The following is a 20,087-nucleotide window of genomic DNA, read 5'->3' on the forward strand; positions in this document are numbered from 1 at the left end:
GTGGCGCTCGCATGCGACTGTCGTGTGGTGATGCCGTGCCTGGGAGCCGAGCGGTGCGCGGCCCCAGTCATTCGTGGTGAGGGAAAGTGTGAGCGCCGCGAGGCTTTCACATTCAGCAATCATGGGTAAATACTGCAGGTGCTAACAAGTGGGCATGCGCCCGAGGAATATTCGAATTATTGTGCTGTTGCACAATATCTGGGCGGGCATCCTGCACCGCGCGCGTACTTGCGCATGCCCGCTCGGATGCCCGCCCCAGACCTCCAGGGCGTCTGCTGCGGTCAGCCCCAGTGTTGCGCCGACCGCCGTTCCATCAGCGCACGGAACTGATCCGTGGTCGTGGGAAAGAGCTCGCCCGTGCCCCAGTCGAGGATGACGCCATGGCGGCGGATCACATCGAGCATGTCGATCTCGCCCGACTTGTAGCCTTCTGCGATCACCGTGGGGTCGACTTCGAGCCACCCCTGCCGCTGCGCGGAGATTGACTCGCGCTTGGCAGCGGTGGAGGCAAAATCGATTCGGAAGTCATCGAGCTCGGCATCGATCTCATCGATCACCACACCGTAGTCCTCGGCAGCGCGACGCAGCGAAACGTAGCCGTCGATGACGTCGTCCAGCACTTCTTCCGCCGGGCGTTCAAGCGGGTCGCCGTACCCGCCGCCACCGGCGGAGGGGCGGATGAAGGAGTCTCCCGGCTGCAGGGGCACCGACGAGAAGTTTGAGCCGAGGAACCTTTCGTTGTCAGATCCGCGGTTGAGCCACACACCGTGCGGGATCGAGGGCAGCCCGCCTTCAATGCCCCAGGTGATGGAGCGAGCCCGGTCGCAGGAGTAGCTCATCACTGTGGACTCGGCGTCGGTCAACGTCCCGCCCTTTTCGATGCCGCAGCCACCCCGAAAGCGACCGGGGCCACCCGAGTCGACGGCAATCTGATGCACCGAGGTGAGCACGGGCGAGAGACGCTCCTGACCTTCGAGCGGCTGCACGGCGAGGCCGGGGCCGAACACTGGTGCGGTCGCCGTCGAGCCGTCTTTGGACGCGCGGCCACCCCAGCCGCCGGCCATCCAGTCGTACCACATGAAGTATGGCTTCTTCTCACTGCGCGCATCGCGGCCGCCCACGAGCAGGTATTCGAGATTGAACGCACACGCCATGGCCCGCTCAGGCATGACCTGGGACCAAATTTCGAAAATGCCGTTCATCAGCTTCTCGTAGGGGCCGGAGCAGAAGCCGGTGACCGCGTAGGGCCATCCAGCGTTCACGACGGTGCCCTCTGGCCCGATGTCCGCGGTGACGGCCGCATAGAATCCCGAGTTGAGTGGCACGTCAGGAAAGAACGTCTTGGTGCCGGCGTAGATGGCTGAGAACGTTGTGCCATAGCCCGAGTTGAGGAATGTTTCAACAACCGGTGCCGAGCCGGTGAGGTCATAGTGAATGCCCTCGCCGTCCAGGGTGAGCTTGATCTTGATGGGTACGAGCCCCTCACCCTTTCCGGGATCGGCATCCATGTAGTCGACTGTTTCCCAGGTGCCACGCGGCAGCGTCTCCAGGCGGCGGCGCACGGTTCGCTCCACGTAGTCCTGTGTCTCCTTGAGCGCGGTCTTCACCGTTGCGGTGCTGTATCGGCCAATGAGGCGTTGCATTTGTCGCTCGCACACGGCGGTCGCCTCGGACTGGGCGTGCAGGTCGCCCATGGCCTGTGCAGGCGCACGCGTGTTGGAGACGAGCAATTGCGCCACATCGTGGAGAAACACGCCCTTGGACCAGACCCGCACCGGAGTTATGCGCAGGCCTTCCCCAAAGTGCTCCTTGGCGTTCACATCGAAGGAACCGGGCACGTTGCCACCGATGTCGGCCCAGTGTCCCTTGTTCTGCGCATAGGCGATGACTTCGCCATCAGCAAAGATCGGACGAATGAACGACACGTCGTTGAAGTGAGTGCCCCCTCGATATGGGTCGTTGATGGCGAAGACGTCGCCGGGGTGAATGTCCGTCCCGAATTCCTCAATCACGGCCTTGCACTGGAAGTGCAGCGTGCCGACGTGGACGGCGATGTCCCCTGAACCCTGCATCACGGTGTTGCCCTCGGCATCACACAATGCCGAGGAGAAGTCGCGCGAATAGATGACGAAGGAGTAGCAGGTGCGCAGGATCTGTTCGCTCATGAGGTCAACGCTGGTTGCGAAGGCGTTCTTGAGCACCTCGAAAGTGACCGGATCCAGCGTGGTCAGGGGGGCGGTTGCCGTTGCGGTGTTACCCATGGAGTATCTCCTCGAGGTGAATACGGATGTTGAGCCATTCGTCGATCTCGGCGTGGGTGTATGGCGGCACCACCGTGGTCGAGTCGAGTTGGTTGATGATGGCCGGGCCCCGGAACCTGGCCCCGGCCGGGATGGTGTCGCGGTCGTACACCGGTGTGTCCAGCCATCCGTCGGCGCCGAAGTACACGGGATGGGTATCGATCGGCGTCCCGGGGTGGGTCGACGTGCGCGCATGCGGTCGAAACGAGGGCTTGGGTGTCTTGCCGATGGCGGCGAGGTGCAACTGGTAGATCTCCACCGGCGTGCCATCCTGTCGAAAGGCGAACTCGCGCTCGTACTGCTCGTGAAACGCCGTGATCGCCTGCTTGAGCGCTCCCTCGCCCGACCCCATCGGCACCGAGAGAGAACGCCACTGGCCCAGGTAGCGCATCGACACTTGCCGCTGCAACAGCGCGTTTTCGTCGGCGACACCCTCATGCCGCAAGCGGGCGGATGCCTCAGACTCGAGGGCGGTGAAGCTTGCCTCGAGGTCATCGGCGTCCGCGTTTGCGGCCAGCCCGGTGTACATCTGTGACAGGTCGTGACGAATGTCAACGAGCAGGCATCCCATCGCCGAAGTGACGCCGGGGTTCGGCGGCACGATGACGACAGGGATGTTCAATTCGCGGGCAACGTCAGCACCGTGCAGCGCACCCGCGCCACCGAAGGCGAGCAGCGCAAAGTCGCGCGGGTCGTAGCCTCGACGAATCGAGATGAGACGCACCGCGTCTGCCATGTTCGCGTTGGCGACCGCGACGATCGCGTGGGCTGCCTCGGCCAGTTCCAGGTTGAGTGGCTCCGCAATGAATCGGGTGATGGCCTCTGCGGACAGACGCTTGTCGAGGCTCTTGGCCCCGCCGGCGAGCGAGGTGCCGAGCCGGCCGAGCACCACGTTGGCGTCGGTGTTTGTCGGCTGGTCGCCGCCCATGCTGTAGCAGGCGGGCCCGGGGTCCGCCCCGGCCGACTGGGGGCCGTTACGTAGCGAGCCGGCAATGTCGATGTGGGCGAGCGATCCGCCGCCCGCGCCGATGGTGAGTACTTCGATCGAGGGAAAGATGATCGGGTGGCCGTACTCCACCTGCCACTCCTTGGTGATGCGCAGCTCGCCGTCAGCGATGAGGGCGATGTCCGTTGACGTGCCGCCCATGTCGAGGCTGACCGCGTTCTCGTAGCCGCACTGCTGGGCGATGTGCTTTGCGGAGATCGCCCCCGCGGCGATGCCCGAGGCGGCCAGGCGCACCGGGTACTTCTCGACCATGCGAGGGGTCATCGAGCCGCCACCCGAGTGCAACAGCAGCAGATCGCCGGCGTAGCCGCCATCCTTCAGATGGGTGGCGAGGCGGTTCACGTAGCCCGACACGAGCGGAGCGAGCACCGCGTTCGCGACCGCGGTATTGAACCGGTCGTATTCGAAGATCTCGGGCAGAATCTCGGCCGAGGTCGAGACGGTGGCATCCGGGATCTCCTCTTCGAGGATCTCGCGCATACGGGTCTCATGGGCCGGATTCGCGTAGGAGTTGAGGAAGCAGACGGCGATGGTTTTGGCGCCGCGCCGTTTCAGCAGGGCCGCCACCCGGCGGGCCTCCTCCTCGTCGAGCGGGGTGACCGTGCGTCCCGAGAAGTCGATACGCTCGCTCACCTCGAATCTGTCACGGCGGCGAATGTAGGGACCAGAAACGTCGTTGTAGGCATCCCAGAGGTCGTCCTTGGTACCGTCGCGAATCTCGATGACGTCACGAAACCCCTTGGTGGTGACGAGGGCGGCGGCCGGAAACTTCCTCGTGATCAGAGCGTTGGTCGCCACGGTGGTGCCGTGCGAGAACAGGCTGACGTCGGACAGGTTGATCTCACCCCGTTCAACGCCGTTCATGACGGCGATCATTGGGTCATGCGGCGTTGAGGGAACCTTTGTCACCCGCATGGTCTTCGTATCTTCGTCGAAGATGCACACGTCGGTGAAGGTTCCGCCAACATCCACGGCTACGCGGAGTTGTGTCATCGGTGTTCCTCCTGGGATTTCTGGGACTGGTCAATGAATGGATTGATGACAACTGTGGGGGCACGGTTCCCGTTCGTCATTAGAAATATCCAAACCTCGACCGGGGCACGCCTGTAGAATCTCCAAAACCCCCCGGACAACGCAGGACCTCATCTGAACTTTCTCAGATTTTTTCCTCCGCGCGGGCAGAATTCGGGCGCGGAGGAGAGTCATGGAGCAGGGAACCGGTTCAAACCCGTCGCTTGCGGACCAGGCCGCGGAGCTAACCCTCACCCTCAAAGTCACCAACCTGCTACTGAACGCCGTGTCTATGGAGGAGCCGGTGAAGGCGCTCGTCGGACGGGTCGCCGACCTGTGTCATGGCGCGGCCGTGGTGTATGACGCCGACGGGGCAATTGTCGAAAGCTCAGGCGAGGCCCCCACCCGGCTGATCTGGAACGAGGTGGCAGCCTCGCACGCGACCGATCAGGAGTTTTCGATTGGTAGATGGCACCTGCGCACCCGCACGGTGGCCCTGCACGACGGCGTGCACGTGCTGGCCATTGGCACCCGAAGCGAGGATCTGCTGCCCCGGCTCGGTGACGTGCTGCTCGACACCGCCGAGCGCATGCTGGCAGCGGTGAATGGCATCCAGCACGGGGCGAGCCTGCGCGATCGCCGAGACAACGCGCACGTGCTGGCCACCCTGCAGGATGGGGTTCTGCCCTCGCGCGAGCACCGGCACTGGGGACGACTGGCCCAGTACAAGTTCCCGAGTTATGTGCCGCTGCGCGCGCTGGAGGCGGCGGCGCCCGGGGGCGAATCGGCGACCGAGGCGCACGTGCAACGGCTGATCGATTCGGCTAAGAGCTTCGGAGTGGCACTGCTCGTTTCGATCCGCAGGCTTAATCAAGAGACACCGGCGACCATCAGCGCGGTCATTCCCGCGGCCGGACGTGCCGAGGCGTGGCTCAATCACGTCGCGCAGACGCTCACCGTGGGCACGTCGGCGCCCTTCGGGGCGTTAGCGGAAACCCCGGGGGCATTCCGCGAGGCCGAAACGGCGCTGGAGATCGCCCGGTCGCGGGCACGCTCCTTTGCAGCCGACGCCGGCCCTGCGACGGCGACCGAGATCGTGCGCCTGGACGAAGTCGACCTCGCGACCTGGCTGCTCTCCCAGGTGGATGGACAGCAGTTGCTGGCACGCATGCGCCCGATTCTGCACGAACTCCGCGATGCCGACACGTTGCACGCAACGCTGGTGACGTATCTGGCGTTGGATCTGAATATCTCAGCCACCGCGCAGGCCATGTTCGTGCATGCCAACACGATCCGGTATCGACTCGGGAAGATCGAGGAGCTGTTCGGCGAGCCGGTCACGTCTGCGGCATTCGTGACGAACCTGTACCTGTGCCTCCAGAGTCCTGTGCTGGGGCGTCAACGTGCGCTGGGCCACCAACACGACGTAGCGGCCGCCGGGTAAGCGGCGCGACCAGGGCAAGCGGGGCAAGTATGCTCGGCTCAACGACAACACAATCGAAGGAACCGCTATGGCCATCAGCGAGACCCAGATCGACAACGGCATCTTTCGGGTGACGAAGTGGGTGATCGAGCCCGGTGGAGCGATCCCCATGCACCGGCACGAATTCGAGTACGTCGTGGTGCCTCTCGTCAACGACACGATGTATGTCACGAACGCCGACGGGTCGGAGATTGCCGCGGAACTGCGCATCGGCCAGAGCTACACTCGCCCGGCGGGCGCCGAGCACACCGTGGCGAACCGAGGTTCAGCCACGATCGTGTTCGTCGAAACCGAGAAGCTGTCCTAGCGACCCTCGACGCGCAGTTCGCAATTTAACGAACTCGGCCGTTGCACAGGCTGAATTCCCCAGTGCGGGTAGTTCACGTAATTCCCACAGGCCACTCATAGAGCTAAAGGGAGCTGAGACGAATAGTTTCGATTCCATCACATCGCCGAATTAATTCCACCTCAGTGCCCGATCGGTCGCCGTCCTAGCGATGCCGGCCCTCCATGTAGGGAACGGTGGGTTGCGCCGAGGAGTCTGACATACCGACAGCAGTCCAGACTGGACACCTCGAGGAGCTTGGCGCAGCGAATAACTTGGCTTCTTCAACTCGTCCGGAAACCTAATAACGACCAAGTCACGACGCCACTTTCGAACGGCTTTCCGCATTGTCCAGGTCCTCAACTGTCATCCCGACCGCAGTTTCACCGTTGCCGCTGGTAGCGATTTTCGTCCGAAATTCTTCGATACGATCGTCCGCCTGATCGATCGCGGCGTCGAGCGCCGCGCGGCACCGTCGGACGTGTTGCTCGGCCACTGACGCCTCAGCGAGGAACGGCGGGTCGAAACTAAAAATACACGCGGCAGCTGGCCGTGTCGCGTGGCAAAAGCGGTGGCATAGCCCTCACCAAAACCGGAGGTGGTCGGCGGCCCGGAGTTCGGAGCGGACCGCTGGCCTCTTCTGCTGGACTCTCCGAATGATGCGTCAAGGACGCCTTTCTTGTTTTCCTGCCGCTTTCTTTCTGGTGAAAGGATTCGGTCTACCTAAGAAAATGTCCAGCGGAGGTTCGAAAGCGAAGGTTCGAATGACGCCTATTTGTATGAAGAATTTCGCGTCCACGTGGGCCGGGTGTCGCGACCCGGCACACCAGGCACCAAGATCGTGCAGCACGCTCGCACCGAGAGCGGAAAAAGCGTGACCGATTCCGTGGTCACCCGTGATCACGAAGACGTCGCGCACCTCGGTCGCGGCCCGCAAAGCAGCAACGGTATCGAGCGCAAACGCCAGCGCCAGCCTGGTCCTCGCCCTGATCGGATCAAGCCGACTCTTCGCGTCCCGAGTGCCTTTCACCGGAACGATAGCTATCCAGCTCATTCTGCTCGACTAAACAGCACGGACTTATTCCTCCTCAGATTGCAAGGCACGGCCTCGCGTGCCGATGCATCGAACGGTGACGGGTCGAACTCGCCGTTGGCGGCTCGGAAGGCGTGGGCGAAGTCCGGCCAGAGCAGCGTGAGCCTGCCATTCCGGGGATCCAGGTACCAGCTCTCGCAACCACCCGCAGTCCATACCGTACCGGCCGAGAGCTTGCCGATCATCGCCGTGTAGTCGTTCTCGGCCGCCTCGCTCACCTCGAGCACGAGGTTGTCCCCGGCGAACTGCAGCGCGCCGAGCACGTAGTCGAGCTGGGACTCGATCATGTAGATCGCAGAGTTATGGCCGAGCCCTCCGTTCGGCCCGTTGATCACAAACAGGTTCGGAAAACCGTGGACGACGGTGGAGGCGTGCGCGGTCATGCCGTCGACCCAGTGCTCGGCGAGGCTCAGCCCGCCTCGACCGTGCACCAGGGCCGAGTAAGGCTGCTCGGCCGAGTGGAAGCCGGTGGCGAGCACCGCGACATCCACTTCGTGCCTCGCGCCGTTGGCCGTGATCAGGGTACCGCCGTCAACCCCGGCGAGGGCCGAGCGCTCCAGCCGCACGTTCGGCAGTGAGAAGGCGGGGTAGTAGTCGTTGGAGATCAGCACCCGCTTGCAGCCGATCTCGTAGTCCGGGGTGAGCAGGTCGCGGATGACCGCGTCCGGAACCTGCGCGGCCAGGTGCCCAAGGGCTCGTTGCCTCGCTCGATCGGTGCTGGACGGATCGCCCGAGCGCTGGGCGAAAGCCTCCTCGGCCTTCCAGAACAGCTCGGTCCGGTGCTCGGCCAGCTCTTCGGGCAGCCGGTGGAACAGAGAACGCTCGGCGTCGGTATAGCGGCGCTCGTCGCGCGGAACGATGTAGGGCGCGCTGCGCTGCAGCACGACCACCTCGGCGGCGATCTCGGCGAGCCGCGGCACGATCTGGACGGCGGAGGCGCCGGAGCCGACCACGGCGACGCGCTTGCCGGTCAGGTCCACGTCGTGTCGCCAGCGGGCGGAGTGGAACAGTTCGCCCTCGAAGCGGTCGATCCCGGGCACCTCGGGGATGCGCGGCTCGCTGAGCCTGCCGCAGGCCATGATCAGCGCGCCGGCGGTCAGCCGCCCCGTGCTGGTGTCAAGCCGCCAGAACCCGTCGTCGTCCCAGCGCGCGTCGAGCAGCTCGGTGCCGAAGCGCAGGTGCGGCGCCAGGCCCTCCTCGCGGGCGCTCGCAACGAGGTAGCGCTGTATCTCGCCGCCCGGCGAGAACACGCTCGACCAGTCGCGGTTCGGCCGGAACGAGAAGGAGTAGAGGTGCGACGGCACGTCGCAGGCGACTCCCGGGTAGTGGTTGTCCCGCCAGGTACCGCCGACCTCGTCCGCGCGCTCCAGGATGAGGAACGAGCGGATGCCGCGTCGCTTCAGCCGGATCCCCGCGCCGATCCCGGCGAACCCCGCCCCCACCACGACGACGTCGCGGTGCTCCGCCTTCTCGGTGTCTCGCGCCGCGGCGCGCGGGTCGACGTGCTCTGTGCCACTCACGGCTGGCTCCGGGCCAGGGTTGACCCCGCCGGCTGCGCTTCTGGATCGTGCAGGAAGGCGTCGACGAGGGCGAGTAGCTCGGCCGGGCGCTCGTGTACGATTGCGTGCCCGCTGGCGATTTCCGCATATCGGGCGTTGGCGATGGCTCCGAACAGCAGCCGGGTTTGCCGGCGGCCGACGACCTCGTCGGACGCCGCACCGACCACCAGAGTCGGCGCTGTGATCGCCTCGGCCTCGACGGACGCGCTGAGGCAAGCGATCAGGCCACGGGCGCGGGCGTCGACGGGAACCGGCCGCGAGTAATCCCAGCCGGCTGCGCTGTACAGCGACTGCCGAGCGACCTCGGCGAGCACCGCGTCATCGTGGATGACCGACCAGAGTGCGGCGTAGGCGAGCAGCTTGGCCGAGGGAGACAACCAGCCGGAGACGAGGATCAGGCTTCGCACCCGATCCGGATGCTCGGCCGCGTAGCGCGCCGCGACCGCTGCGCCGAGCGAGTAACCCAGCACCGTCGCGCCCTCGGGAGCGGCAGCGGCGAGCTGCGCCACCGGGTCGCCGGGCTCCAGGTCGACCGCGACCACCTTGCGGCGACGCGCCAGCATGGGGGCGAGAAAGTCGAAGTCGTGTGCGACACGGCCGCTCGGGCCCGGCACGAGAACGAGGGTGGTGGTCACCGTCGTACCGCGGCCTTTCGCTCGTCGCTCGGCTCGCCGTAGGCGGTGGTGCGCTGGCGCAGCGGGCGGGAGAGGGAGTGCGCGATCCGCGCAGCGGCGTCCAGGCTCAGCTCCTTGCCGTGTTCGACGCCGGCTTCGGGCAGCACGCGGCCGTTGAACAGGGTGCCGCCGAGGTCGTCGGCGCCGCTTCTCAGCATCCACTTCACCTGATCGGTATCGAGCCGGGTCCACGGCACCTGGATGTGGTTGATGCGCCCGTGCAGCATGAGGCGCGAGACGGCGTGCACCGCGCGGTGCTCGTCGGTCTCGCTGCGACCACTCACCAGCGGCTTCGCCCCGCCGAGCGCGGGCATCGGCACGAACTCGCGGAAGCCGCCGGTCTCGTCCTGCAGCCGGGTCAGGGTGCGCAGGTGGGTCACCCGGTCGGCGGCGGTCTCGCCGAGCCCGTAGACCATCACCGAGGTCGAGTGGATGCCCAGCCCGTGCGCTGCGCGGATCAGCTCCAGCCAGCGGGCGACTGGCAGGTCGCCCGGCGCGAAGCGCTCCCGCACCGACTCGTCGAGGATCTTCACCCCGGTTCCGGGTACCGAGTCGACCCCGACCTCGCGCAGCGCCTCAAGGAACTCACGGTCGCTCAGGCCGCTGCGCCGCACCCCGTCGTCGAGGTCGGCCGGTCTGAAGGCGTGCAGGTGGATGCCGGGGGCCGCCGTCTTCACGCGCCGCGCGACATCGAGGTAGTCGGCCCAGGCTGGCAGCACGCCCTGCACGCAGAGTTCGGTCGCGCCGAGCTCCCAGGCGTCGGCCGCGATGGCGCCCACCGCGTCAATTTCGGGCAGTTCTGCGCCCAGCCGGTCGGAGGAGAGGTTGCGGTTGGTGACGACGCTGATCGCCTCGCCGATCGTGTAGCGGCGCAGGTCGCTCGCCAGGGCGGTCAAGCGATCGAGGTCGTCACCGTCCGCCACGAGCAATTCGGCGTAGTCGCAGTCGCTGAGCCCGGCAGGATCGTCGGCCGCGCGGGAGAGTGTGGAGCGGGAGGCCGAGCCGATCGCACGGGCGCCGTGCCCGACCGGGCGCCTGCCCTCGACGGCGAGCCTGGTGCCTGGCTCCGCGAGTTCCTGCACCCTGGGCAGCAGCGCCGGGTCGATCCACTCGGCGTCGATGTACTCGGGATGGGCGGTGAGACGCTCGCGCAGGGCGAAGCCTGCCTCCGCGGTTCTGGTGGCTAGGTCATCCACCTGCGGCCACGGCCGTTCGGGGTTCACGTGGTCGGCGGTCAGCGGGCTCACGCCACCCCAATCGTCGATACCGGCGCGCACCAGCTGACGCAGTTCCTCGACGTCGGAGAGGTTGGGCGGTACCTGCACCCGCATGTGCGGACCCATCACCAGTCGGGCGACGGCGACGGCGGCCAGGTAGTCGGTCATGGCGAGGTCGGCCACGTTGCGCATCGCGGTGGACGGCTTCGCGCGGAAGTTCTGCACGATCACCTCCTGCACGTGTCCGTGCCTGGCGTGGGTATCCCGGATCGCGATCAGGGACTCCGCTCGCTCGCGGTAGTTCTCGCCGATGCCGACCAGGATGCCCGTGGTCAGTGGCACCTTTGCCTCGCCGGCGGCTTCGAGCACCTTCAGCCGCACCGCCGGCTCCTTGTCGGGGGAGCCGAAATGAACCTGGCCCTTCTCCGACCAGAGCCGGGTCGCCGTGGTCTCGAGCATCATCCCCATCGACGGGGCGGAAGGACGCAGGATGGCGAGTTCGGCTGCGGTCATCACGCCGGGGTTCATATGGGGGAGCAGGCCGGTCTCGCGCAGCACCAGCCGCGCCATCGCCGCGACGTAGTCGATGGTGGTCGCGTAGCCGTGCTCGTTCAGCCACTCGCGGGCCTCGGGCCAGCGCTCCTCCGGACGGTCGCCAAGGGTAAACAGCGCCTCCTTGCAGCCCATCGCCGCGCCCTGCCGGGCGACTGCGAGGATCTGCTCGGCCGACATGTAAAGCGACTTACCCTGTCGGGAGAGCTGGCCGGGGGTCTCCACGAAGATGCAGTAGTGGCAGCGGTCCCGGCACAGGTTGGTGATCGGAAGGAAGACCTTGCGGGAGTATGTGATCACGCCGGACCGGCCGGCTGCATCCAGTCCCCGGTCGCGCAGCGCGCCAGCTAGATCGAGCAGCGCGTCGAGGTCGCCGCCCCTAGCCTGCAACAGGATCTCCGCGTCGTCGCCGCCCACTGCGGCACCGCTCGCGGCTCGCTCCAGTGCGCCGGGGGTTCCCGGATGGCGAGCCGTGGAGATCACCGGCAGCGGCAGTGCTGTTGTCATTCGTCGAGTCTACGACCGGGCGGAGCATGAGGGACGGGGAGCGCGCCCATTCGCGAGGTCGGGACGACGGACGCCAGCGCATTTGCGAGTGCTAGTACCTGACGGTTCCCGAATCCGCTCCCTGCCCTTGGCGGGGTCGGGGCGGAGGCCGCAACGCCCGGAGCGCCGCGTAACGGCTTGCAGCATCCGCCACGACCCCGCCCGCTAGGTGTTGTTCCCACGGAGGTTGTGTGCGTGGCGTGAGCTAAAAAGGTGAGGACCTCCGGTATCGATTGGGTTACCACACTCAAGCCGATGCCACGGAGGCCCTCATCTCTTACGTTACCCATTCCAACGCCTCGCTCACCCCGGAAGGGCGCCTGAAACTCGCCCAACTCGTCGTTCGAGACGGCTGGGCGCAAGCCCGCGTCGCCNGCAGTGCTTCGCGCGGCCATGTTGGGGTGACTCCGGAAGCGTGGGGAGACACGGTGCCGCGCTCGTCCTCCTCGTCGGACTTCTCCGCGCCCTTCCCGACGACCTGCCGGCAGCTGTTGCCGACATGGCGACACGATTTCACCGGGAGCTCCCCGAGGCGTGCGTGCGGGCCATGACGACCTACACGCCACGCAATATCAGCACAGCGCGATGGGAACGCATCCAGGTCTTTGTCGAAGACGCCACCGCTATCGCGACGCCACGCTGCGCTTACACTCAGGAACGCCTCCTGGTCATCTGCGGCAGGTTCGTCGACTGGGCGGTCAACGAGGCCGGGCTCCCGCTTCGCGCCGATGTTGTATTCCGCCCCGAGGTCGTCGCACGCTATGTCAGCCACCCGAGCCTGAACCTCGCGGCGACTACTCGGCGCAACTACCGTGCCACCCTGATGCGCGTTTCGGAGGTGCTCCTTCCTGACACGCCCGCCACGGCGTTCAAGCCGTTGAGCGCGAAGGACTCGATGCGTCCATACACTCCGAGCGAGGAGGTGCGGCTCGAGAACTGGGCACGCGGGCAGAAGTCTCCGGAGCGCGAACGGAACGCCATGGTCCTGCTCTCTCTCAGCATGGGAGCGGGATTTTGGGCAGGCGAAATACTGACCGCACGCCACGAAGACTTTCTCTTTGACGAAGACGGCGTACTAGCGACCGTCCGCGGCGCAAAGGCGCGGTACGTGCCCCTGCTCGCCAAGTGGGAACCGTGGCTGCAGGAGGCTATTTCCGACCTGCACGACGGTGATTTCGTCTTCGGCGACCCGTCCCGCCAGGGAAGTCGCAATGTGGTCAACGAGTTCATCCAGCGTGTCGGCAGGACCTCCAAGATGCCCGTCCCGCAGACCAACCGGATGCGAGCGACCTGGCTGGTCACCCACCTCGCGAACCGCACGAACATGCGTGCGCTCATGCGCGCCGGCGGGGTCCAAAAGTTCGAGAACCTCGCCCGACTGCTGAAATTCGTCCCGGAACTCGACACCGTCGAATACCGTCGCCACCTCCGCGGGGAGGCGAACCGATGATTCCGGCCCGCCATCACGACCGCGTCAATCACGCTGAGGCCTGGATGCAGGAATCCTTCGGGATGACCAACCGTCGCTACACGAGCAAGCAGAGAAATGAGAGCCTCGAGGTCTGCCTCTTCGACGCCCTACGTGTCATGGACAACGCCGGAGTCGACGACCTCATCCCCAAATGGCGACGCGAAGAAGGGCTCGGCCCTCGGGGCGCCAAGCAAATCATCAGCGAGCGCGCCGTCATCGCCCTCATGCTTGTTCAGATGCGCGTCGACGGCGACCTGCGCTTCAACAACATGGCCAACACCATCACCCTGCTCACGAACTCGCAGCGCGAGCGCATGGGCATCCGCAAACACGACATCACTCAGCCAAACTGGTACGACCGCATCTGGAGCGCTGTCGAGCGCCTCCAACGCCTCGTTGACGCCTACCCCGGCCCGCGGAAGAAGCTGCCCACTCGTGAGAGCTACGCGGCCATCCTTGCCGCGCGAGACCCAGAAGCTTGTGAGCGCAAGCGAGTGAGGCTCTCCCTCCTGTGCAACAGGTTGGTCGAGGGTTCTGTGCTCCTCATGCCACGCGAACTGCGTCGACGCTTCCAAGGGAACCACGCACTGGATGCGACCAAGATTCCGCTCAACGGGAAATACGGCGGCCCGAGTTCAGCTCGCCCGAACGGGCATCACCTGAGCGCAAGCTACGACGGCGGCTGGTGGGTACGAAACGGAAGCCACGACGGCAGCGGTTCGACCTCGCACGACAAACGCTGCTGGGCCATCGAAGCAGAAATCACCACGATGGTCGCGAACGCCCCCGGCGAAGCAGCCACCTTCCCGCTGCTTGCCAACGGCGTCAGCTTCCACAAACCAGGTGCCATCAAGGGCGAAGGTCTTCGGCTCATCGAATCACTCCTTAGCCGTGGATACACAATCGACCACTTCATCGCGGACCGCGCATACCTGCCGAACTCCGTCGCCGAGGAACTGCAGCTCCCGCTCGCGCTGTTGGGCGCGAAGCTCGTCTTCGACGATAAAGACAAGGAACGCGGCAAGATGGCGCAGTACGAAGACCTTATTCTGGTCGGCGGTGTCTGGTACATCAACATCATGCCCAAATCGCTCATCAACGCGCACGCCCTGTACGAGCAAGCCCATGAGAAGGCCGGCAAGGACGCGGAAGCAATCCGTGCCGCCAAAGAGAATCTCGCCCAGCGGCTCTCAGAGCGCAAGACATTCCGCATGAAACCGAAGGGTATCCGACGGCCGAACGGGTCGCGCCAGTTCATGTACCCAGACCCCAGCAGCTACACCGTCGCCGACCCAAAGACGGGCGAACTGCTCTCAATCGAAAAGAAGACCATCGTTGTTCCATTGGCCACGGGAAAAGGTGACAAGAAGCACGAGGCGGTGAAGTTCGGCCAGGAATACCCCCACGACGAGCCCAAGTGGGCTGGCTGGTATGGGCTCCGCAACACCGTGGAAGCCCAGAACGCGTACATCAAGGACTCGTCCACCGAGGACATCGAGGACCCCAAGAAACGTCGAGCCCGCGGTAACACCTTCGCGTCGCTCGCCGTGACCATGGCACTCGTGAGCGCGAACATCCGGAAGATTCTCACCTTCATTCGGGCGCATCTTTCACGGGTGGACGTGACCTCGAAGAACCGCTCGTTCGAGAACACCTACTACTCAGCCGAGGACCCGCCAGGTTACGACAACGAGTCGGCCGCCACCCCACCGGAGTCACCGCCGCCGCCTGAGGACTAGCCCCGGCTACATCAACAATTCACGCTCTACCCGCGTACCAGATGCTTCGCCCTGCCGAAAAGCAGGGCGAAGAGTCATTTAAACACCCGCGCGCATCGAAGGCACCAAATGAACGGTGCTCCGCGATGTAAAACCCGCTCAAATGGGGCGACGCTCAGCCGAAGACCCGCGCATATCCGGGCATCGTCAGAATTTAACGAACTCGAGCGCTGAAAAAACCGAATGGGCCAGTGCGGAGACGGTGGGATTTGAACCCACGGTGCCCCGTAAAGGGCACTCCACCTTAGCAGGGTGGTGCACTAAGCCGAACTATGCGACGTCTCCTTGGTGCTTGCGCTGCAAACACACGAGTTCAATCATAACCGCACCGGGGGCCTCCGGAGGAACCAGGCCCGGATGCCGCCGGCGGGCCCTACTGGTTGTTGAGCGTGCGGCCGACCGAGCAGGTGAACTCTCCCGCGGTCTGGCCGGTGGCCGAGTCGGGGAGCACCGTCGCCGGGGCGCTGGGCTTCGGTGCCGGCGTTGCCGACGTGCCGGGCTTCGGTGCCGCCGACGCGGTCGGCTCGGGCGCTGCCGGGGCATCCGGGTCAGCAGTTGCTCCGCGGCCGGTCGAGCCTCCCAGCTGGATCGGCTGGTCGGCGGCGATGGTCGTGAACATGTCCTCGAAGTCCGGCTGCAGGGGCTTGACGCCGCTGTCGACCTCGCCCGTGGGCACCTGCACGAAGACCACCTTGTCCAGGTCGATGTCCTTGAGCGCCAACGCGATCGAGATCAGGGTGTCGACGTTGTTGAGGCTCGTCGACAGCTGCATGTTGGCGGTCGCCGCCTTGGCGAGCGAGTACACCTTGGTGGGGTCGGAGAGCGTCTCGGAGCTCTTGATCGTGCGGAGCAGCGCGGACATGAAGACCTGCTGGTTGTTGATGCGGGTCAGGTCGCTGCCGTCGCCGATGCCGTGGCGGGTGCGCAGGAACTGGAGGGCGGCCAGGCCCTGCAGGGTGTGCTTGCCGGCCTTGAGGTAGGTGTCGGTGTGCTTGTCCTCGATGTCCTCGGCGACACAGACCTCGACGCCGCCGACCGCGGTCGACATGGCCATGACCCCGCCGAACTGCACCTCGGCCGCATAGGGAATCTTGAGCCCGGTGAGCTCCTCCACCGTGAGCACGGTGCAGGCGAGCCCGCCGTAGGTGAGGGTCGTGTTGATCTTCTGGCTGCTCATCGCGTCGTAGGTGCCGCCCTTGCCGTCGGGGCAGCCGGGGATGGGCACGTACATGTCGCGGGGAAAACTGATCACGGAGGCGTTGCTGTGGTCCTCCGAAATGTGCAGCAGCATCGTCACGTCGTTGAGGTCGCCGGTTTCGTCCTCGCCGCCGAACACGGCGGCCTGGCCCTTGCGGCTGTCACTGCCGACGAGCAGCAGGTTCACGCCACCCTTGATCGCGCTGAACTTCGGACCGGGCTCGCCCTCGACCTCGTTCTCGAGGTGGACACCGGGCTTGACGCTGGCCACAACGTCGTAGGCCGCGATCGCGGCGACAGACACGCCACTGACCATGAGAACGGCCAGGGCCGCGGCGATGAACTTGAACACGGTCGTAACCGGGTTAGATTTCTTCAGCCGGCCGTGCCGGGCGATGGTGCTCAGCTTCGATCGCGAAGAGCGTGGACGCATCTGGTCGCTCACTCTGATCCCTTCGTTCCTGGCTGGCGGTGACACCTCGCAATGCGGAGGGCGTGGGATTCGAACCCACGAGACATTTCTGCCCACCAGTTTTCAAGACTGGCTCCATCGGCCGCTCGGACAGCCCTCCCTGTTCGCGAACGAACAAGGCCCGATTCTAGCCGATGGCGGACTCTCCAGAATGACAGGATTACCTGAAAACCGGCTGCATGCGGGTCTAGAGCGTGCCGAGCACGAGCGCGAGTCCGTCGTCGAGAACCGAGGCCGTGATCTCGCCGGCCGCCTCGATCACGTCTGCGGGGGCCTGGCCCATGGCCACGCCCCGCCCCGAAACGGATGCCCAGTGCAGCAGGTCGATATCGTTGCGTCCGTCGCCGACGGCCATCACCCGGCTGCGCGGAATCCCGAATTCCTCGCGCACCCGTTCCATCGCCGTGGCCTTGTTCACGCCGTCGGGCGCGATGTCCAGCCAGGCCGTCCAGCCAATCGCGTAGCTGACCCGGTTGAGGCCCATCTTCTCGACCACCTGGAGGAACTCCTCCATGTCGTGATCGGGCGAGATGACAACCACCCGGGTGGCGGCGTGCAGGAGCAGCTGGTCGAAGTCGACGTGTTCGCTGTCCAGGCCGATCGTGGCATCCGGGAAGGGTTCGGTGTAGCGGTAATAACCGTGCTCGTCCTCGACCGCATAGCGCGCGCCGGTCAGGTGCGAGCGGATCGAGGTGAGAACGTCGGTCGGGTCGAAGGTCTCGACCCATTCCCGGCGGTAACCGGTCGGCGCGTCCGGGTCGCGGTGCAGGGTGATCGCCCCGTTCGAGCAGACGACGAAGCGGGGTGCGATGTCGAGGCGCTCGAGCACGGGCAGGGTGGCGGAGGCGGACCGCCCCGTGGCCAGCATCACCTCGTGGCCGGCCGAGGCGAGCCGCCGGATCTGCTCGAGCACGGCGTCGCTGATCGTGCCGTCCTCGTGCATGGTCGTGCCGTCGATGTCGAGGGCGACGAGCCAGCGCCCGTCGGTCACGGTCGGCTCACCGGTTCGAGCAGCTCGAGGCCGCCGAGGAAGGGCCGGAGCGCTTCGGGCACCCGCACGGATCCGTCGGCCTGCTGGTGGGTCTCGAGCAGCGCGACGATCCACCTGGTCGTGGCCAGGGTGCCGTTGAGGGTCGCGACCGGCGCGGTCTTGCCGGATTCCGTGCGGTAGCGGATGTCGAGGCGGCGGGCCTGGTAGGTGGTGCAGTTGCTCGTGCTGGTCAGTTCTCGGTAGGCGCCCTGGGTGGGCACCCACGCCTCGATGTCGAACTTGCGGGCGGCGCTCGAGCCGAGGTCCCCGGCTGCGACGTCGATGACCCGGTAGCTCAGTCCGAGGGCCTGAAGCATGTCCTCCTGCAGCGCGACGAGGCGATCGTGTTCGGCCTCGGCGTTCTCCGGGAGCACGTAGGTGAACATCTCCAGCTTGTTGAACTGGTGCACCCGGATGATGCCGCGGGTGTCCTTGCCGCCGGAGCCGGCCTCGCGGCGGTAGCAGGTCGACCAGCCGGCGTAGCGGAGCGGCTCGGCCGAGAGGTCGAGGATTTCGTCCTTGTGGTAGCCGGCGAGCGCGACCTCGCTGGTGCCGGTGAGGTAGAGGTCGTCGCCGGGCAGGTAGTAGACCTCGTCGTTGTGCTCGCCGAGGAATCCGGTGCCGTCCATGATCTCCGGCCGCACCAGCGTCGGCGTGATCAGGGGGACGAAACCGGCCGCGAGCGCGTGGTCGAGCGCCATGTTCATCAGGGCGATTTCGAGGCGAGCGCCGATCCCGCGCAGGAAGTAGAAGCGCGATCCGGACACCTTCGCGCCGCGGGCCATGTCGATGGCGCCGAGCAGCTCGCCCAGCTCCAGGTGGTCGCGCGGTTCGAAGTCGAAGGTGGGGGTCTCGCCGTGGGTGCGGAGGGTGGTGAAGTTCTCCTCGCCGCCCGACGGCACGCCGTCGATGACCGGGTTGGCAATGCTGCGCACGATCGTGGTGAAGCGCGCCTCGGCATCCGCCGCGGCGGCACCGGCCGCCTTCACCTCGGCGGCCAGGCTCTGCGCTTCCGCGACGAGCGCCTTCTTCTCCTCGGGCGGGGCGGAGGCGACGCGCTTGCCGAACTGGTTCTGCGTGGCCCGCAGCGCCTCGAAGGAGGTGATCGCCGCCCGGCGGGCGGCGTCCGCGGACAGCGCGGAATCGACCGCCGCGACGGAGTCGCCGCGCGCCTCCTGCGAACGCTTGATGAGCTCAGGATTCTCGCGTAACAGCACCGGATCAATCACAGCATCGAGTCTACAAGCGCGAACCGGGGCGGCTTGCTAGCCTTGCCCCGTGACAGCCTCCGGTCCGCCCCGCATCGACCGGTATGCCGCCGTCGTCTACAACCCGATCAAGGTCGACCTGGCCAGGCTTCGGAGGAGCGTGCACGCTGCGCAGTCCGCCGCGGGCTGGGCCCCGACACTCTGGTTCGAAACGAGCGCCGAGGATTTCGGAAACGAGGCCGCCCGTCGAGCCGTGCGCCGCGGGGCATCCCTCGTGATCGCAGCCGGGGGCGACGGCACCGTGCGGGCCGTGGCCGAAGCCCTGCGCGGCTCCGAGGTGAGCCTGGCCATCGTGCCGCTCGGCACCGGCAACCTGCTCGCGCGAAACCTGCGGCTGCCCCTGGGCAGCATCGACGAGTCGGCCGCGATCGCATTCGGGGGGATCGACAGGCCGGTGGACGTCGGCGTCGCTGAGATGACGACCCCCGGCGGGCGGACCATCGAGCACGCCTTCGTCGTGATGGCCGGGGTGGGCCTGGACGCGCAGATGATCGCGAAGACCCGGCCGTCGTTGAAGAAGCAGTTCGGCTGGCTCGCGTACGTCGACGCGGGGGCACGGGTCATCCCCCGGGCCAAACCCTTCCGCATCGGCTACAGCCTCGACGGCCGTCCCGAGCGGCATGCGCACATCAGCACGATCCTCGTCGCGAACTGCGGCACCCTGACCGGGAACATGCTGTTCCTGCCCGACGCCCGGCTCGACGACGGCATCCTCGACACGGCGATCATGCAGGTCAAGGGCGTGCGCGGCTGGTTCAGGATCTGGCTGCGGGTGATGTGGGAAAACGGCGTGCTGCGCCGCTCGGCGGCGGGCCGCGAGGTGATCCGCCTGCGCGAGAAGGGGAACCAGCGCATGATGAAAACGCTCCGCGGCACCGACATCCGGATCAGGCTGGACAGCCCGCAGCCGCTCGAACTCGACGGCGACGGATTCGGGATGGTGCGGTCGGTGTTCCTCCGGTCGGACCCGCAGGCGCTGGCCGTGCGGGTGCCCGCCTGGTCCCCTCCCGTCTGACTTTCCTCCCCGCGAAACCGCAGTTGTGCGCGCTAAAACGCCCGAATAACGCGCACAACTGCGGTTTCGCGGAAGGAAAAGGGGGGTTCT

At 66.0% G+C, this 20,087-nt stretch carries 15 protein-coding genes, 2 tRNA genes and 1 pseudogene; 6 read left to right on the forward strand and 12 right to left on the reverse strand.

Annotated elements, in window-relative coordinates; all coding sequences use genetic code 11:
• Positions 1-281: 281 nt before the first annotated feature.
• The gene (locus tag E3T54_RS09710; RefSeq protein ID WP_134475497.1) at positions 282-2,261 is read right to left on the reverse strand and encodes a hydantoinase B/oxoprolinase family protein; all 1,980 of its coding nucleotides are present in this window, start codon (positions 2,259-2,261) and stop codon (positions 282-284) included.
• On the reverse strand, positions 2,254-4,299 hold the full coding sequence (locus tag E3T54_RS09715) for a hydantoinase/oxoprolinase family protein (protein WP_134475498.1): 2,046 nt from the start codon (positions 4,297-4,299) through the stop codon (positions 2,254-2,256). The genes E3T54_RS09710 and E3T54_RS09715 overlap by 8 nt, the downstream gene beginning before the upstream one ends.
• A 211-nt stretch (positions 4,300-4,510) precedes the next feature.
• On the opposite strand from E3T54_RS09715, the gene E3T54_RS09720 reads away from it, so the two are divergent.
• Together E3T54_RS09720 and E3T54_RS09725 are read left to right on the forward strand one after the other, a co-directional pair.
• Positions 4,511-5,761, forward strand: coding sequence for a CdaR family transcriptional regulator (locus E3T54_RS09720; RefSeq protein WP_134475499.1), 1,251 nt, complete (start codon positions 4,511-4,513; stop codon positions 5,759-5,761).
• Between the two features lie 67 nt (positions 5,762-5,828).
• A complete protein-coding gene (locus E3T54_RS09725) occupies positions 5,829-6,107 on the forward strand; it encodes a cupin domain-containing protein (protein WP_134475500.1) in 279 nt (92 codons plus the stop codon).
• 334 nt (positions 6,108-6,441) lie between these two features.
• Here E3T54_RS09725 and E3T54_RS09730 read toward each other — a convergent pair whose 3' ends face one another.
• The 5 genes from E3T54_RS09730 to cofG form a co-directional block, all read right to left on the reverse strand.
• Positions 6,442-6,621 (reverse strand): hypothetical protein, encoded by a 180-nt coding sequence (locus tag E3T54_RS09730; protein ID WP_134475501.1) that lies wholly within the window; start codon positions 6,619-6,621, stop codon positions 6,442-6,444.
• A 168-nt stretch (positions 6,622-6,789) separates the two neighbouring features.
• Positions 6,790-7,179, reverse strand: coding sequence for a hypothetical protein (locus E3T54_RS09735; protein ID WP_134475502.1), 390 nt, complete (start codon positions 7,177-7,179; stop codon positions 6,790-6,792).
• Complete coding sequence (locus tag E3T54_RS09740) at positions 7,176-8,738, reverse strand: NAD(P)/FAD-dependent oxidoreductase (RefSeq protein WP_134475503.1); 1,563 nt, start codon at positions 8,736-8,738, stop codon at positions 7,176-7,178. Before E3T54_RS09740 ends, E3T54_RS09735 begins: the two co-directional genes overlap by 4 nt.
• Complete coding sequence (locus tag E3T54_RS09745; RefSeq protein WP_134475504.1) at positions 8,735-9,412, reverse strand: alpha/beta fold hydrolase; 678 nt, start codon at positions 9,410-9,412, stop codon at positions 8,735-8,737. The genes E3T54_RS09740 and E3T54_RS09745 overlap by 4 nt, the downstream gene beginning before the upstream one ends.
• Entirely contained in the window at positions 9,409-11,727 is a 2,319-nt protein-coding gene (cofG, locus tag E3T54_RS09750) for a 7,8-didemethyl-8-hydroxy-5-deazariboflavin synthase CofG (protein WP_134475505.1), read from the reverse strand. Before cofG ends, E3T54_RS09745 begins: the two co-directional genes overlap by 4 nt.
• A 311-nt stretch (positions 11,728-12,038) precedes the next feature.
• On the opposite strand from cofG, the pseudogene E3T54_RS17325 reads away from it, so the two are divergent.
• The 3 genes and pseudogenes from E3T54_RS17325 to E3T54_RS09765 all read left to right on the forward strand — a co-directional run.
• Positions 12,039-12,140 (forward strand): annotated as a pseudogene (locus E3T54_RS17325) (IS481 family transposase); the annotation flags it as partial.
• A 41-nt stretch (positions 12,141-12,181) separates the two neighbouring features.
• Positions 12,182-13,216 carry a hypothetical protein gene (locus tag E3T54_RS09760; protein WP_166804880.1) on the forward strand — a complete coding sequence of 345 codons (1,035 nt, stop codon included), beginning with the start codon at positions 12,182-12,184 and terminating at the stop codon, positions 13,214-13,216.
• Entirely contained in the window at positions 13,213-14,976 is a 1,764-nt protein-coding gene (locus E3T54_RS09765) for a hypothetical protein (protein ID WP_134475507.1), read from the forward strand. The genes E3T54_RS09760 and E3T54_RS09765 overlap by 4 nt, the downstream gene beginning before the upstream one ends.
• Before the next feature lie 233 nt (positions 14,977-15,209).
• Here E3T54_RS09765 and E3T54_RS09770 read toward each other — a convergent pair.
• From E3T54_RS09770 to serS, 5 genes are all read right to left on the reverse strand, one after another.
• Positions 15,210-15,300 (reverse strand) — tRNA-Ser (locus E3T54_RS09770).
• A gap of 88 nt (positions 15,301-15,388) precedes the next feature.
• Positions 15,389-16,657: an LCP family protein gene (locus E3T54_RS09775; protein ID WP_134475508.1), complete on the reverse strand. Its 1,269-nt coding sequence runs from the start codon at positions 16,655-16,657 to the stop codon at positions 15,389-15,391.
• A 42-nt stretch (positions 16,658-16,699) separates the two neighbouring features.
• Positions 16,700-16,784: transfer RNA gene (locus E3T54_RS09780), tRNA-Ser, on the reverse strand.
• A gap of 87 nt (positions 16,785-16,871) precedes the next feature.
• Complete coding sequence (locus E3T54_RS09785; protein ID WP_198414458.1) at positions 16,872-17,675, reverse strand: HAD family hydrolase; 804 nt, start codon at positions 17,673-17,675, stop codon at positions 16,872-16,874.
• Positions 17,672-18,943: a serine--tRNA ligase gene (serS, locus tag E3T54_RS09790; RefSeq protein WP_134475509.1), complete on the reverse strand. Its 1,272-nt coding sequence runs from the start codon at positions 18,941-18,943 to the stop codon at positions 17,672-17,674. The genes E3T54_RS09785 and serS overlap by 4 nt, the downstream gene beginning before the upstream one ends.
• 49 nt (positions 18,944-18,992) lie before the next feature.
• Here serS and E3T54_RS09795 point away from each other — a divergent pair, with 49 nt between their 5' ends.
• Complete coding sequence (locus E3T54_RS09795; RefSeq protein WP_134475510.1) at positions 18,993-19,997, forward strand: diacylglycerol kinase family protein; 1,005 nt, start codon at positions 18,993-18,995, stop codon at positions 19,995-19,997.
• The last annotated feature ends 90 nt before the right edge of the window (positions 19,998-20,087 follow it).

This window comes from Cryobacterium sp. Sr8, from assembly GCF_004403225.1.
Lineage (GTDB): Bacteria > Actinomycetota > Actinomycetes > Actinomycetales > Microbacteriaceae > Cryobacterium > Cryobacterium psychrotolerans.